The sequence below is a fragment of the Pseudomonas palmensis genome (assembly GCF_017848315.1).
Classification (GTDB): Bacteria; Pseudomonadota; Gammaproteobacteria; order Pseudomonadales; family Pseudomonadaceae; genus Aquipseudomonas; species Aquipseudomonas palmensis.
The window spans coordinates 1-14683 of record NZ_JAFKEC010000010.1 but is presented as its reverse complement, the minus strand read 5'-3'; the positions used below and the strand labels follow the sequence as shown (position 1 = coordinate 14683).

Sequence of the window (14683 nt, the reverse complement as noted above, 5' to 3'; positions counted from 1 at the left end):
TAAGGCTGATTCACCCTGAGTCGCGTTACTGAGGAGAATCCAATGAAAGCGTGGGTAATTACCTTTGTTGACCAGAAAGGCGAAAGGACCTCGCTGTCGTTTGACGCCGAGCAGCAGCCCAGTATCGAAGAGGCGGCTCGGGTGATTCGCGCCCACCTCTATCCTGTCGTGGACAAGGCGGACCTCAATGATTTCGAGGGCCGCGTGTCGATGCCCACTGCCGAATGGCTGAAGCAGGACAGCGGCGTGGAGATCAAGGAAATCAAAGAACAGCCCTGAGCGCTCGCGCTACTGGCATACCCTGGTGATTGGCGCTAGTCTGCAGCCAGGGTCACGGGTTATTTACCCAGCCGGCCCTTTTCCCTTAAACCATCGCTGCATCCGCTACATCCGCTCGAGTTGCCCACCCACGTTTGGCAGGGTGGGTCAGTGCGTAATGCACTGAAAGTCTATCCATCGCGACGAGGAGGACGATTCATGAGCAGCCCGTATGAGGACATCAGCAGCACGGTTCTACGCCGCATGAAAGAAGGCGGTTTCGATTTTGCCCAGATCCATCCCATCGAGTTCTATGCGGTGTTCCCGGACGAGGAGCGGGCGCGCAGGGCCGCAGGCAAGTTTCGTGGTGAATCGATCAACACCCAGGTACGCGAAAGCGACGAGGGGTGGCAGCTGGAGTTGAGCAAACTGATGTTCGCCACCTATGGCGGCATCGGCGAGTTCGAGCATGACTTCGAGCTGGCAGTTTCCCCTTTGGGCGGCCAGATACAGGGCTGGGGCGTCAAGCAGGAGCGACTGCTCGCCTGAACCTGTGTATCCGCGGGGCGGCCATGCCGCCCCCATCCATTTTCAGGGTACTTCCACCCCGGACCGCTTGCGGCTGGCCATGTGCGCCAGGTACCCAAGCAACTGGTCCAGTTCTGCGTCGCTGATCACCGTTTCGGCAAAGCCGGGCATGCGCGCCTGTGGCCACTGGCGCAGGCTTTGCGGGTTACGGATGTAACGGCGCAAGAACGCCGGCTGGAAGTACTCGGTGGGGTTGAAGGGCAGGTTCAGGTCGGGCCCGAACTGCGCATCGCCGGCACCGTTGAGTCGGTGGCAGGCCAGGCAGTTTTTCTGAAACACGGCAAAGCCCAGGTTGACCGGGTCGTCCTCACGCAGTTGCGGGTCTGGCAGCAGTGCCGGGAAGCGCGATGCCACAGGGGCCAGGCGGCGAATGGTGGCAAGCTGGAAGGGCCATTGTTCGGGGCTGATCCGGCCTGCCTGCGGTTGGGTCCACACCAGGTAGAAGGGCCCGGCGCTGCCTTTGCCCTTGCTCAGGGCTGGCCATGGGTGGGCGGGGTCCTCGATGGCCAGCCAGGCGCGTGCCGGGCCGTTGCCGAGCAACGGGGCAGCGGGCAGTTCGGCGGCAAAGCCATCCAGCGCCACGGCCTGCAGATGATCGCCGGGGGCTACGCCCTCCAGCAGCGCCACCATGGGCACGGCGCGGTAGTGCATGGTCTTCTTGTAGGAAACGTCACCGTCGATGCGGATATCCCGCGCCTGCGGGTGAGCCAGCAGTTGAGCGGTGCTCCACTGGCGCTCGGCGCCGCCCAGGTTCAGGGTCAGCTGTGCGGCGTGCAGGGGCAGGCTCAACAGCAGGATCAGGGCAAGGCAATGACGCATCGGGCGTTCTCCAACCATTCAGGCCGGCAGGATACACCAGCGTTGCGATGATGCCTGGTTACAGAACGGGTGGGCTTCAGCCGAACAGTCGTGTGAGGTTGGGCACGATCAGCAGCAGCGTCGTGGCGAAGAGGATGAGGCCGGCTTGACGTACTTTGGAGTGCTTGAACATGGCGGTCTGCCTTTTTGTTGTTATTCCTGAATGCCGTGTGGCGTCCTTGGCCAGGGTCCGTGATAACCCGCGAGCGCTGTCGAAATGTCCGCGTTGCCCCCGCATCGGACCTGCTTTGCTTCGATATACAACTAACCTTAGGGTCAACGTCACCCGTGTTTTAGAACGCTTTCGTATTAAATAATTGGTTCTAAGGCCCTACGGCTATGAGGCCAAGGGCCATCCGGCGACCATCCCTTCAGCTAGACACGTGCGTGCGCTCCGGGGCATGGCCTGCACAGTGTGACCGTTCGTCCGAGTGAACACTTGCCTCCGAGCGCCATTCGCGGCAGGCTCTAGCGACACTTTGTGCCTCATGTCGTTCGGGACTAAATCTATGTCGTTACGCATCTGCATCCTGGAAACCGATGTCCTGCGACCCGAGCTGGTCGATCAGTATCAGGGCTACGGACGGATGTTCGAGCACCTGTTCACCCATCAGCCGATTGCCGCCGAATTTCGCGTGTACAACGTGATGAACGGTGAATACCCCGACGACGACGAGGTGTTCGACGCCTACCTGGTGACCGGCAGCAAGGCCGACTCGTTTGGCGACGACCCGTGGATCGCCAGGCTCAAGACCTTTCTGCTGGACCGCTACAAGCGCGGCGACAAGCTGCTGGGCGTATGCTTCGGCCACCAGTTGCTGGCCCTGTTGCTGGGCGGGCGCAGCGAGCGCGCGCACCAGGGCTGGGGGGTGGGAACCCACCGCTACGTGATGGCGGCCAAGGCGCCGTGGATGAGCCCGCAGGTGGAGGAACTGACCCTGCTGATCAGCCATCAGGACCAGGTTACCCAGTTGCCCGAAAACGCCACAGTGATCGCCTCCAGCGACTTCTGCCCCTATGCCGCCTATCACATTGGCGACCAGGTGCTGTGCTTCCAGGGCCACCCCGAGTTCATCTACGACTATTCCCGTGCCTTGCTCGAGCTGCGCCAGCAGCACCTGGGCCCGGAGGTCTACAGCAAGGGCGTGGCCAGCCTCGACCAGCAACACCAGGGCACCACGGTGGCCGAGTGGATGATGCGCTTTGTCGCGCACAAGCCACAGGGCAGCGCCGCCTGAGGCCTACAGCCAGCCGGAGCGCTTGAAGCTGGCGAACAGTGCCGTGCAGCCCAGGGCGATGACCCCCAGCACGGTGAAGTAGCCGTAGTGCCAGCTCAGCTCCGGCATGTTCTGAAAGTTCATCCCGTAGATACCCGCCACGGCGGTGGGGAAGGCCAGGATCGCCGCCCAGGCGGCGAACTTGCGCTGGGTGATGCTCTGGCGTGACGACTCCAGCAGCATGCCGATCTCGATGGTCTGGCTGGCGATGTCGCGGATGCTCGACAGGTCTTCCATCTGCCGCGTCACGTGGATCTGCACGTCGCGAAAATACGGGCGCATGTTCTTGTCGATGAACGGGAAGGCCAGGCGCTGCAGCTCTTCGCTGATCTCGACCATCGGTGCCACATAGCGGCGCAGGCGCAGGATGTCGCGACGCAGGCCGTGCAGGCGGCGGATATCGTCTTCCTGCAGCGAACTGCTGAGTACGTTGTTTTCCAGCTCTTCGATCTCGCTGTGAATCGCCTCGCTCACCGGCTGGTAGTTTTCAGTGACGAAGTCGAGCAGTGCATACAGCACGAAGTCTTCGCCGTGCTCGAGCAGCAGCGGCCGGGCCTCGCATCGCTGGCGTACCAGGGCATAGGATTTGGAGTGGCCGTTGCGGCAGGTGATGATGTAGCCGTTGCCGGCAAAGATATGCGTTTCGATGAACTCCAGCCTGCCGTCCTGGCGTACCGGCGAATAGGTCACGATGAACAAGGCATCGCCGAAGGTTTCAAGCTTCGGCCGGCTGTGCTTTTCCAGCGCATCCTCGATTGCCAGTTCATGCAGGTTGAACTGGCGCTGCAGATTGGCCAGTTCCTGCGCGGAGGGCTCTTCCAGCCCGATCCACACGAAGTGCCCCGGTTTGCTGGCCCACTCGGCGCCCTCGTCGAGGCTGATGTTGGTGACTTTTCTACCGGCGCTGTAGACCGCTGCCGCTACGACTCGACCCATGGTTGTGCCTTTCCCCCGTTGTCATGCCCCTAGCTTGGTATGACTACGACAAATCGGCAACTGCGCGGCTGGCCTGCAGTTCTTTTTCCATCAGGTCGATGCAGCGCTGCATCTGTTCGCGGCACTGCTCGGCCAGGGCGGGAACATCCTGGTGGGTCATGCCGGTGGTGGAGATCGGCGCCAGCGAGCGGATGATCACCTTCTGCTTGCGCCAGCCGTTGAGGTTCAGGCGCCTGGCGTAGCGGCTCACGCACACCGGCACGATGGGCACGCCGGCTTCGATGGCCATGTGGAACGCGCCCTTCTTGAAGGCCAGCAACCGATCGCCGGCGTTGCGCGTGCCCTCGGGGAATACCCAGATCGAGGTGTCCTGTTCCTGCAGGGTGCGGGTGGTGGTCTGCATGGCGCGTCGGGCCTGGTAGGCGTTGCTGCGATCGACCAGCACATTGCCGCCCAGCCAGAACAGCTGGCCGAACAGGGGGATCCATTTGAGGCTCTTCTTGCCGATGCACACCGTGCGCGGCGGCACCACGTGACCGAGCACGAACAGGTCATGGTTGGATTGGTGGTTGGCCACGATCACGCAGCCCGGGGGCTGGTCGAACAGCGGGCCGACTTCGGCCTGTACCTGCAGGCGCATCAGCCAGGTGGCGGGCCAGCCATACAGGCGCGCGAACACGCGGCTGTTGTCGGGGTTGAAAGGCCGACACAGGCCGATGAGCACACCCAGTATGCCCACCAGAACAAAATGCAGGCCCAGGAGGGGCATGCGGATCAGAAACAGCATTGTGGTTAACCCCGGACAAAACGCGGCGCAGTGTACGGTTGTGCACAGCCCGGGGCAAACTTAAAGCTTCGCCGGCAAGGCCGGCTCCTGCAACGGTTGCGTCCCCTGCAGGAGCCGGCCTTGCCGGCGAATGGCGCGACCCGCTATCAGACCGGGTGTTCCTGGTCGCGAATGATCGCGTCGTCCAGCAGGTCCAGCAGCGCCTTGCGCACCTTGAGCTTGGTCTTCTTGTGCGCGTTCATGTTGATGGTCTTGAGTTGCTGCGCCGCTGCCAGGGCGGTTGCGTGCAACTGCTCCACCGGCACCACCTTGTCGAGGAAGCCGGCATCCACGGCACTGGCCGGGTCGAACATCTCGGCATTGATGACCGAGCGGTGGAAGGCCGAGCGACGCAGGCGATCACGCGCCAGCTCGATGCCGGCGTGGTGCATGGTCATGCCGATCTGCACTTCATTCAGGCCGATGCGGAACGGGCCTTCGACGCCGATGCGGTAGTCGGCCGACAGCAGCAGGAATGCACCCTTGGCCACGGCGTGGCCAGGGCAGGCGACGATCACCGGGAACGGATGCGACAGCAGGCGCCGGGAGAGCGTCGAGCCGGCGGTCACCAGCGCGATGGAGGCCTGTGGCCCAGAGGTCATCACCTTGAGGTCGTAGCCACCGGAGAGGATGCCCGGCTGGCCGGTGAGGATGACGACGGCGCGATCCTGCACGGCACGGTCCAGTGCATCGTTGAAGGCTGCGATCACGTCCGGTGAAATGGCGTTGACCTTGCCGTTGTTCAGGGTCAGCGTCGCGATGCCGTCTTCCAGTTGGTAGGTAACCAGCTCACTCATGACAGAGTTCCTTTAGGTGGAGTGGGGCTGACGTTACCCAGCTGCCGCGGTCAGGTAAAGCACCAAGGCTGACCGATGAGTCAGGCGCAGCACGCCGGCCCCGGCACCACGGGCTTCGTGCATGGACCACAGCCGAACCACGCCAGAGATTGGCAGCTTTGCCACTGCTGGCTTAAGCGCATGAATATTCTGAAAAAAACCTTTGCCATTCAAAGTGCTTTCGACTACATTAGCGCGCCTCGACAGGCTGAACAGCTTGGCGAGAACCGGTGAAGTGTCCGAGTGGCTGAAGGAGCACGCCTGGAAAGTGTGTATACAGGAAACTGTATCAAGGGTTCGAATCCCTTCTTCACCGCCATATTCAGATACGCGAAGAGCCCCCGAACTTGAAAGAGTCCGGGGGCTTTTTGTTGGGCCATTGAAAAGGAAGTTTCAGATGCTTGCAGAGTGCTTTTCCGAACAGCAGATTCTTGCCGCCGAGCAATTGATTGCTCTTGTCAGCCCCACGCCCGAAATGGCCGCCGAGCATCTTCAGGCGTTTCGCGAGCTGGAGCTGGACGAGGATGACATCGAAGAGTTCGAGGACGATCCCAAGCAACTGATGTGGATGGTCAAGGACATCGCCGACTGGGAGTCGGTGTTCTACGTCGACTGGAAGGACACCGAGTCGTTCGTGCAAAGCGTCCAGCAACTGGCAGAAGCACGTGACGCCCAGGTGACCTTTGGCGTGGATGACCCGGAAGATGAAGACTTCCTGGAAAACCACAGCGTGTCGCAACTGATGGTGCTGGCCCATGCCGAGCTTCAGAAGCAGGGCCTGGTGCTGTGGAACTGGTCGACGCTGGAGGACTGCTACAGCGGCTTCATCACCACCCCGGCCGCGGCGGCCGACCTGAGCGAAATCGCCGGGATACTGGAAGTGCAGTTCCGCGAGGGTAGCGAGCCGTTCTGATCGGCGGCGCGCTGTTCGCCAGCCAGGCTGGCTTCTGCAGGCAACGCGAACGCCTGTGCAGGAGCCGGCCTTGCCGGCGAACGCATTCTCAGAAGCTCACAGCAGCCGACACCCGCGCAGTTCGCGGCGCGCCCTGAAACAGGTAGCCGTCGCCCAGATATTCCCCCGCGTCCCTCCAGTAGCGCCGATCGAACACGTTATCCACTGTCAGGCGCAGCACCGTGTCATACCCGCCGATGCGCGTGCGATAGCGGCTGCCAATGTCGAACACCGCATAGCCACCCACCGCCACCGTACCTGCCTGGTTGGCATACTTGCTCGCGCTGTAGCGCGCCCCACCCAGCAGCGCCAACCCCGGTACTCCCGGGAGGCTGTAGTCGGCCTGCAGCGCCGCGCGCAGATTCGGCACGTTCAGCGCCTGATGGTCGTCGTACGCCCGCGTGCCGCTGCCGCCGACCCGTGCACGAATGGCCGCGGCACTGGCGTTGATCTGCAGGTTCGACGTTACCCAGCCGCTGGCCGCCAGCTCCAGGCCGGTGTTCTTCTGCTGCCCCTGCTGCACGTAGGTGAAGTCACCGCTGCCATCCGGCTGGGCATACTGATACCCCTGGCGCAGCTGGAACAGCGCCGCGCTCAGGCTCATGCGCTGCCAATCACGCTTGATACCCAGTTCGAGTTGGCGTGACGTGGTGGGGGCCAGGATGTCCTGGCTGTTGAGCGCGAACCACGGCGCGGCATTGCCCGACGACAGCCCCTTGCTGTAGCTGACGTACAGCGAAATGTCCGCGCGCGGCTTGTAGATCAGCGCGGCGTTGGGCAGCAGTTCATATTGCCGGGTATGCCGGCGCAGGTTGCCATCTTCACCAAAGGCCTGCTCGTCCAGGCGTACAACGCGCGCACCGAGTACCGTCTGCCAGTGTTCGTCGAAGCTGATCCGGTCGCTGGCGAACAGGCCGTACTGGCGGCTGTCGAGGCGGCGTTCGCGGTGGCCCGGGCTGCCGTCGAAGGGCTCCAGTGCCGGCGTAGGCTGGTAGATGTTGCCGCTGCCGATCCACTCGTTGAACGTCGGTCGCTGGTCGACAGTGCGCCGTTGCGCGCTGCTGCCGACCGTCAGCTCGTGCTCCAGGCCCGCCAGGGCAAACAAGCCGTTGAGAGTGACCTGTGCCTCGTCGGTGCGCCGGGTATCGTCCGGGCTGCGGTAGTCGTAGATGTCGTAGTCGCCCTCGGGGCTGAAGTAGTTCGGCACCTTCGAGCCTGCGCAGCTGGCGGCGCCGTAGCAACCCCAGGCGAACGCGCTGTAGTCGTCGATCACCACGCGGCTGCGCGAAGCGCTCACGCTGCCGGTCCAGGTGTCGCTGAAGCGGTATTCGAAGCGACCGCCCAGGTTCAGCGAGTCGATCTGCACCGGCTTGGCCCAGTGCTGATAGGCCAGGCGATCGTCGGGGTCGATTCCGTGGGGCAGGCGGTTGCCGCCGAGCAACTGGTAGCCGGGCACCGAGCGCTGCTCGCGCTGCTGGTACTCGACATCCAGTTGCAGCAGCGCATCCGGGTTCACTTGCCAGTCGAAGGCCAGCGAAGCGAAGTCGCGCTGGCCGTCGGCATGGTCGACGTAGGAGCGGATATCTTCATGGGCCAGGTTTGCGCGCAGGCCGAACTGGCGTTCGCTGCCAAACCAGCCGCCCAGGTCGGTGGCGATGTAGCGCTCGCCCAGGGCCGTGCTCGATACCGTGAGCGAACGGATATCCTGCGGGCGCTTGGTCACATAGTTGATCAGCCCGCCGGGTTCAGCTACTCCGCTTTGCAGGCCCGACAGCCCCTTGAGCAACTCGACCTGCTGCTTGTTCTCCAGCGCCACGTTCTGCTCGCCGGCGATGGTCTGGCCGTTGATGGTGTAGCTGTGGGCGGCGTCCAGTTCGAAGCCGCGCACGTTGAAGTTCTCGTAGTAGCCGATGGGCGCATAGCTCTCGCCGACCGAGGCATCGCTTTGCAGCACCTCGCTGAGCAGGCGCACCTGGCGGTCCTGCAGCAACTGTTCGGTGAACACCGACACCGAGGCGGGGGTGTCGAGCAACGGCGCCGCGCCAAAGCCGGCCACCGAGGCCTGGCGTGGCTGGTAGCCGTCCTCGAGCACATCGGACACGCTCAGGGGCGCGAGGGTGATGCCGCTGTCGGCCAGGGTGGTGGACGAGCTCAGGGCCAGGCCGAGGCTCAGCAGCCCCAGGGGCAGGCGAGGGTGGTGCAGGGTCATGCGCAGGTTCCTTGAAGGCCAGCAACAGGCGCGCCGGCAGGCGGGGCGCCATGTTACCTGAAGGGGGCCTGCGGGTAGGAGCCAGCCTTGCTGGCGAACGCCGTTAGGCGGCCTTCACCTGAGCCGAGCGGCGCTCCACCCACAGCCACACCACCAGCGCCACGCCGCCGATCACCAGCCCCGCCACCACGATGCCGTTCCAGCCGTGGGCCTGGAACAACTGCGTGCCCAGCAGCGAGCCCAGTGCGCCACCGATGAAGTAGCAGGTGATGTACCCGGCATTGAGTCGGTTGCGCGCCTCGGGGCGCAGGGCGATCACCGCGTTCTGGTTGCTCACGTGCACCAGCTGTACCGCCAGGTCGAGTACCAGCACGCCAATCAGCAGGGCGGCGAGCGACACCTGGGCGAAGGCCAGCGGTACCCAGGCCAGCACCAGGGCCAGCAGCCCCACGGTGGTGCCCAGCGAGCCCTTGCCGCGGTCGGCCAGGCGCCCGGCCCAGTTGGCGGCCAGGGCGCCGGCCGCACCGGCCAGGCCGAACAGCCCGATCACCGCATCGGAGTAGTGGTAAGGCTCGGCTGCCAGCAGAAACGCCAGGGGTGTCCAGAACAGCGCGAACAGGCAGAACGACAGCAGCCCCAGCAACGAGCGCAGGCGCAGCACCGGCTCATCCACGAACAGGCGGAACACCGAACCGATCAGTGCGGGGTACTTGAGCCCGGCGTGCTGGTGGCGCTCGGGCAGGGCCCTGGCCAGGGCGATGGCGCTCAGGGCCATGAGCGCAGCGGCCAGCAGGTAGATGCTGCGCCAGTCACTCAGGGTCGCCATGAACCCGGCAGCGGTGCGCGCCAGCAGAATGCCCAGCAGCAGGCCGCTCATCAGCGTGCCGACCACTCGCCCGCGCTCGGACGGGTCGCTCAGGCCGGCGGCCATCGGCACCAGTACCTGCGCCACCACCGAGAACAGTCCGGTCAGGGTGGTGCCGATCAGCAGCCACATCAGGCTGGGGGCGAAGGCGCTGATCAGCAGGCCGACCGTGGCGATGGCGATCATGCTGACGATCAGGCGGCGTTGTTCGAACAGGTCACCCAGCGGCGCCAGCAGCAACAGGCCGGCGCCGTAGCTCAGCTGGGCGGCAATCACGATGCTGCCGGCGGTGGCGGTGGTCAGGCCGAAATGCTGAGCGATGCTGTGCAGCAAGGGCTGCGCATAGTAGTTGCTGGCCACGGCCAGGCCGGTGGCGGTGGCCATCAGCAGAATCAGGGCGCGGCTCAGGTGAGTTGTGGCGGGGGCCATGGACCGTCTCGTTGTCAGGGGGGAAGGGGAGTGCATTATCGAAAATGCGCTAGCATGACGCCAATGAATCGTTTAGATCCCATCAATCTCTTATGCAGATGGAAAGATGAACCTCAAGCAGATCGAATACGCGCTGGCGGTGGCCGATACCGGTAGTTTCACCCGTGCGGCCGAACGTTGTCATGTGGTGCAGTCGGCTTTGAGTCATCAGGTGGCGCGCCTGGAGTCGCAACTGGGCACCTTGCTGTTCGAGCGCAGCTCGCGCCGGGTGCGCCTTACACCTGCCGGCGAAGCCTTCGTGCTCAGCGCACGCACGGCGCTGGAGGCCACCCGGCGCATCGCCGAGGACGTGGCCGCAGCCTGTGGCGAAGTGCGCGGGCGCTTGTCCATCGGCGAGATCAGCTCGCTGACCGAGCTGGACCTGGTGGACCTGCTGGCCGGTTTTCACGGGCAGTACCCGCAGGTGGACATTCGCTGGCTGATCGGCAAGAGCGAGCTGCTGATTGCCGATGTGCGCGAACGGCGCCTGGATGTGGCGTTCATCGGCGTCTGGCCGGGGGAGCCGCTGGCGGGGGTGGCGTCGCGCCTGCTGGCGGCCGAGGAGCTGGTGGCGGTGCTGCCGCTGCAGCACCCGCTGGCAGGCATCGGGCGTCTGGCGCTGGAGCAACTGGAAGACCAGCCTCTGGTGGACTTCCAGGCTGGCAGCGGCGCGCGTCGACAGACCGACGAGGCATTTGCCGCCGCAGGGGTGCGTCATCGGGTGCAGTTCGAGGTGGGCAGTATCGGCCTGATCGAGAAGTTCGTGCAGCGTGGCCTGGCCCTGGGGCTGGTGCCGGCAAGGATCGCCGCAGGCTTCAAGGGCGTAGCCGCAGTACCGGTGTGCGATGCCCCGGTGCGCCACCTGTACGCGATCTGGTCGACCACCCCGACGCCGGCGGCGCGGGCCTTCGTCCAGTTGCTGGAGCAGAACCTGGCGGCAAGGGCAAGCCATTAGCCGTGGCAGCCTCTTTGCTGGCAAGCCAGCGAAGTGCTTCAGAGCACTTCCACCAGTTCGTAGACCTGGCGCCCATTGCCCAGTACCAGCACCACCTCGTCGCCCTCGAGCTTGCCCATCAGGCTTTGCCCCAAAGGTGAGCGCGGGGTGATCACCGTGATCAGCGCCTGCCCTTCGCCGATTTTCAGCCCTGCCGCTTCCGGCCCCAGGAACACGCGCTGCTGGCGATCCTGTTCGTCGGCCAGCAGCACCAGGTTGCTCAGTTGCACGCCGGCCTCGGGGTCGTAGTCGCGCAGGGTCAGTTGCTGGTACGCCAGCCGTGCCTGGCGAATCTCCTCCATGCGCCGGGCCTGCCCGGTGGCCAGGTACGAGGCTTCCAGGCCGAGGGTGTCGTACTTGTTCTCGGCGATGTTCTCCTCGGCAGTGGCCGCCTCATACGCGGTCTGCGCAGCACGTTGCGCCACGTCGAGGTCGACGCCCAGGCGCTCGATGATGCGCGCCAGCAGGTCGGTCTTGTTCATCTCAGTTGCAGAACTCAAGGACATTGGCGCGGCTTTTCTCGGTGGGGGCGGTACGGTTCTGTTGCAGCCAGAACTGGCATCTGGGGTTGGACAGGTTGCGCGGGCTGCCCTGGGCCTGCTCCTCGGCCTGCTGCACCGCCTGATCGTGCAGGATCTGCTTGTACTGCTCGAACATGCGGTTCTGCTCCGGCGACTGCTGCGGCGCCAGGGCCGGCGCGGGCGGGGCGATCACCTCGTGCAGTGGCTGGCGCAGGTCGGGCAGGTACTGCCAGCCCAGCCACAGGGTCAGCATGATGGCGACGAAACCCAGCCACAGGCCGATGGCCACGCACAGGATCAGTTGCAGCGGGTTTTGCGAAATTTTCAGTTCACGGCGACGCGCACGGTACGACATGGCAGCCTCCTGGCCAGGACAATGGCGGCGATTGTCGCATGCAGCGCGGGTTTTATTCAGCCTCGCTACTGTTGTCTGCAATGATTAACCCGGACAATCGGCGCTTTTTGTTTCCGGCTCAACGCGAGGTGCCTGCCATGAAACCGACCTGGGATATCTTCTGTTGCGTCGTCGACAACTATGGCGACATCGGCGTCACCTGGCGCCTGGCCCGGCAACTGGTGGCCGAACACGACGTGGCGGTGCGCCTGTGGGTGGATGAACTGGCGGCCTTCGTGCGCCTGTGCCCCGAGGCGGACGCCCAGGCCCGGCAGCAATGGCAGCAAGGCGTCGAGGTGTGCCTGTGGCCGGCCGACTGGCAGCCGACGGCAGTGCCGGACGTGGTGATCGGCGCCTTCGGCTGCCACTTGCCAGCGGCCTATGTCCAGGCCATGCAGGACCGCACCGTGCCGGCAGTGTGGCTGAACCTGGAGTACCTGAGCGCCGAGGGCTGGGTGGAAGGCTGCCACGGCCTGCCGTCGCCCCAGGCCAATGGTCTGCGCAAGGTGTTCTTCTTTCCGGGGTTCACGCCCGGTACCGGCGGGTTGCTGCGCGAAGCCACTTTGCTGGCGCGGCGCAAGGCGTTCGAAGACGACCCGCAGGCCCGTCAGGCATTCCTGCGCGGCCTGGGCGTGAGGGTGCATGAGGGTGCACGGCTGATCTCGTTGTTCGCCTATGAGAACCCGGGCCTGGCCAGTTGGCTCGATGTGCTGGCCGCCGACACCCGCCCCAGTCACCTGCTGGTGCCCGAGGGGCGCATCCTGGGGGATGTGCAGGCCTGGCTGGGCGAGAGCGGGCTGGGGGTGGGCAGTGTGACGCAGCGTGGGGCGCTGACGGTGCAGATCCTGCCCTTCGTCAGCCAGGATGACTATGATCGGCTGCTGTGGTGCTGCGAGTTCAATGCGGTGCGCGGCGAGGACTCGTTCGTGCGTGCTCAGTGGGCCGGGCGGCCACTGCTGTGGCATATCTATGTGCAGGAAGAGTACGCCCACTGGGAAAAGCTCGAGGCCTTTCTGGACCATTACACCCAGGGCCTGTCGGCCCCGGCAGCCGCCGCGCTGGTGGCGCTGTGGCGGGCCTGGAACATGGATCGCGACATGGGCCAGGCGTGGCGCGAGCTGCTGGCGCACTGGCCGGAACTGAGCGCCCACGCCGAGCGCTGGTGCGCCGCGCAGGCCGCTCAGCCGGACCTTGCCACGGCGCTGGTACAGTTTTGTCGAAATTCGCTATGATATGCGGCCTCGATTTTTGTAAATCCATCCAAATTCGGATATCTCGCAATGAAAACTGGTAAAGAGCTGAAACCCGGTACCGTGATCCGTATCGACAACGACCCTTGGCTGGTTCAGAAAGCTGAATTCACCAAATCGGGCCGTAACAGCGCGATCATGAAGACCAAGCTGAAAAACCTGCTGACCGGCTACAAGACCGAAACCGTCTACAGCGCCGACGACAAGCTGGACGACGTGATCCTCGACCGCAAAGAAGCGACCCTGTCCTTCATCAGCGGCGACACCTACACGTTCATGGACACCACCGACTACACCATGTACGAGCTGAACGCCGAAGACATCGAAAGCGTTCTGCCTTTCGTTGAAGAAGGCATGACCGATGTGTGCGAAGCCGTATTCTTCGAAGACCGCCTGGTTTCCGTAGAGCTGCCGACCACTATCGTGCGTCAGGTCGACTACACCGAAGGTTCCGCCCGTGGCGATACCTCCGGCAAGGTCATGAAGCCTGCCAAACTGAAGAACGGTACCGAGCTGTCGGTTGCCGACTTCATCGAGATCGGTGACTGGATCGAGATCGACACCCGCGAAGGTGGCTCCTACAAGGGCCGCGCCAAGGTTTAAACCTGGCGATCTGCGCGAACACGAAAACCCGGCCAAGGCCGGGTTTTTTTATGCCCTGCGTGCGCGGCTGCGGCGCCGTCAGAGGCTGTTCTGCAGGTTGTCGCGCAGCGCCAGCAGCTCGGCCTGCAAGCGTTGCAGGCGCTCCAGCGAGTGGCCGCTGGCGCCCAGGATGCACGGCGGTATCGAGCGTGCCTGCGCTTGCAGGGCACGCCCCTGGGCAGTCAGTTGCACGATCACCACGCGCTCGTCCTCGCGGCTGCGGGTGCGCTTGAGCAGGCCCTCGGCTTCCAGGCGCTTGAGCAAGGGCGTGAGCGAGCCGGGGTCGGTCAGCAGGCGATGGCTGATTTCGCCGACGGTCAGCCCGTCCTGCTCCCATAGCACCAGCATGGCCAGGTACTGCGGGTAGGTCAGGCCCAGTGCCTGCAGCAGTGGCTTGTACACCTTGGTCATGAGCAGTGACGTGGAGTGCAGGGCGAAGCACACCTGATTGTCGAGCAGCAGCTCATCGTAAACGGGCGCTTTGGAGGTGGCGTTCATGCGGCTCCTTTCTATCTGGTCCATGAAATGGTGGCGCGCATGCTATGCGCGCTATTGCCAGCGCAGCTCGCTCTGCAGTGCCAGGTCCCAGGGAGGGATGGGGCTGAAGCGGCTCTTGAGGAATTCGAGCAGCAAACGGCTGCGAGAGTTCGTTTCATGTTCAAGGCGCAATGCATAGACACCGCTGGTTTCGGCCGGGGGCAGCCCGTTCTCGCAGAACAGCGGCAGCAGGTCGCCGCGCAGCAGGTACTCGCTGATCAGCCAGGTGGGCAGGTGCGCGATGCCCAGGCCAGCCAGGGCGCCGAACAGCA

The 14683-nt window shown here is 64.1% G+C and carries 17 protein-coding genes, 1 tRNA gene and 1 pseudogene; 9 read left to right on the top strand and 10 right to left on the bottom strand.

The features are described 5' to 3' along the window. The first annotated feature begins 42 nt into the window (after positions 1–42). Positions 43–279 (top strand): hypothetical protein, encoded by a 237-nt coding sequence (locus tag JZZ72_RS08340; RefSeq protein WP_043862719.1) that lies wholly within the window; start codon positions 43–45, stop codon positions 277–279. Between the two features lie 198 nt (positions 280–477). Continuing rightward, positions 478–807 (top strand): ribonuclease E inhibitor RraB, encoded by a 330-nt coding sequence (locus JZZ72_RS08335; RefSeq protein WP_043862720.1) that lies wholly within the window; start codon positions 478–480, stop codon positions 805–807. A gap of 42 nt (positions 808–849) precedes the next feature. Here the strand turns inward: JZZ72_RS08335 and JZZ72_RS08330 are convergent, their stop codons facing one another. Then, a complete protein-coding gene (locus tag JZZ72_RS08330) occupies positions 850–1665 on the bottom strand; it encodes a c-type cytochrome (protein WP_210014280.1) in 816 nt (271 codons plus the stop codon). Positions 1666–2213: 548 nt separating this feature from the next. Between JZZ72_RS08330 and JZZ72_RS08325 the strand changes: the two genes are divergently transcribed. Next, positions 2214–2942, top strand: a complete 729-nt coding sequence (locus tag JZZ72_RS08325) for an amidotransferase (RefSeq protein ID WP_210014279.1) — start codon at positions 2214–2216, stop codon at positions 2940–2942. Positions 2943–2945: 3 nt separating this feature from the next. On the opposite strand, the gene JZZ72_RS08320 is transcribed toward JZZ72_RS08325, so the two are convergent. From JZZ72_RS08320 to JZZ72_RS08310, 3 genes are all read right to left on the bottom strand, one after another. Further along, positions 2946–3917 (bottom strand): magnesium and cobalt transport protein CorA, encoded by a 972-nt coding sequence (locus tag JZZ72_RS08320; protein WP_043862723.1) that lies wholly within the window; start codon positions 3915–3917, stop codon positions 2946–2948. A 43-nt stretch (positions 3918–3960) separates the two neighbouring features. Continuing rightward, positions 3961–4704: a lysophospholipid acyltransferase family protein gene (locus JZZ72_RS08315; protein ID WP_043862724.1), complete on the bottom strand. Its 744-nt coding sequence runs from the start codon at positions 4702–4704 to the stop codon at positions 3961–3963. 146 nt (positions 4705–4850) lie between these two features. Then, a complete protein-coding gene (locus JZZ72_RS08310) occupies positions 4851–5540 on the bottom strand; it encodes a crotonase/enoyl-CoA hydratase family protein (protein ID WP_043862725.1) in 690 nt (229 codons plus the stop codon). 75 nt (positions 5541–5615) lie between these two features. Between JZZ72_RS08310 and JZZ72_RS08305 the strand changes: the two genes are divergently transcribed. The 3 genes from JZZ72_RS08305 to JZZ72_RS08295 all read left to right on the top strand — a co-directional run bounded on the left by JZZ72_RS08305 (position 5616) and on the right by JZZ72_RS08295 (position 6492). Further along, positions 5616–5813 carry a hypothetical protein gene (locus tag JZZ72_RS08305; RefSeq protein ID WP_143516616.1) on the top strand — a complete coding sequence of 66 codons (198 nt, stop codon included), beginning with the start codon at positions 5616–5618 and terminating at the stop codon, positions 5811–5813. Next, positions 5809–5898 (top strand) — tRNA-Ser (locus JZZ72_RS08300). Before JZZ72_RS08305 ends, JZZ72_RS08300 begins: the two co-directional genes overlap by 5 nt. A 78-nt stretch (positions 5899–5976) precedes the next feature. Next, positions 5977–6492, top strand: a complete 516-nt coding sequence (locus JZZ72_RS08295) for a DUF6630 family protein (protein ID WP_043862726.1) — start codon at positions 5977–5979, stop codon at positions 6490–6492. A gap of 88 nt (positions 6493–6580) precedes the next feature. Here the strand turns inward: JZZ72_RS08295 and JZZ72_RS08290 are convergent, their stop codons facing one another. Continuing rightward, entirely contained in the window at positions 6581–8740 is a 2160-nt protein-coding gene (locus tag JZZ72_RS08290; RefSeq protein ID WP_210014278.1) for a TonB-dependent siderophore receptor, read from the bottom strand. Between the two features lie 103 nt (positions 8741–8843). Then, entirely contained in the window at positions 8844–10034 is a 1191-nt protein-coding gene (locus JZZ72_RS08285; protein WP_210014277.1) for an MFS transporter, read from the bottom strand. Positions 10035–10140: 106 nt separating this feature from the next. Between JZZ72_RS08285 and JZZ72_RS08280 the strand changes: the two genes are divergently transcribed. Then, on the top strand, positions 10141–11028 hold the full coding sequence (locus tag JZZ72_RS08280; protein WP_054915830.1) for a LysR family transcriptional regulator: 888 nt from the start codon (positions 10141–10143) through the stop codon (positions 11026–11028). A 38-nt stretch (positions 11029–11066) separates the two neighbouring features. On the opposite strand, the gene JZZ72_RS08275 is transcribed toward JZZ72_RS08280, so the two are convergent. Together JZZ72_RS08275 and JZZ72_RS08270 are read right to left on the bottom strand one after the other, a co-directional pair. Next, complete coding sequence (locus tag JZZ72_RS08275) at positions 11067–11549, bottom strand: GreA/GreB family elongation factor (RefSeq protein WP_043862730.1); 483 nt, start codon at positions 11547–11549, stop codon at positions 11067–11069. Position 11550: 1 nt separating this feature from the next. Then, on the bottom strand, positions 11551–11943 hold the full coding sequence (locus JZZ72_RS08270; RefSeq protein WP_058541059.1) for a hypothetical protein: 393 nt from the start codon (positions 11941–11943) through the stop codon (positions 11551–11553). Positions 11944–12080: 137 nt separating this feature from the next. Between JZZ72_RS08270 and earP the strand changes: the two genes are divergently transcribed. Continuing rightward, a complete protein-coding gene (earP, locus tag JZZ72_RS08265) occupies positions 12081–13214 on the top strand; it encodes an elongation factor P maturation arginine rhamnosyltransferase EarP (protein WP_210014276.1) in 1134 nt (377 codons plus the stop codon). 48 nt (positions 13215–13262) lie between these two features. Then, the gene (locus JZZ72_RS08260; protein ID WP_043862733.1) at positions 13263–13835 is read left to right on the top strand and encodes an elongation factor P; all 573 of its coding nucleotides are present in this window, start codon (positions 13263–13265) and stop codon (positions 13833–13835) included. Positions 13836–13913: 78 nt separating this feature from the next. On the opposite strand, the gene JZZ72_RS08255 is transcribed toward JZZ72_RS08260, so the two are convergent. Then, positions 13914–14372, bottom strand: a complete 459-nt coding sequence (locus JZZ72_RS08255) for a MarR family winged helix-turn-helix transcriptional regulator (protein WP_043862734.1) — start codon at positions 14370–14372, stop codon at positions 13914–13916. Between the two features lie 51 nt (positions 14373–14423). Beyond that, positions 14424–14683: pseudogene (locus tag JZZ72_RS08250) on the bottom strand (LysR family transcriptional regulator); the annotation flags it as partial.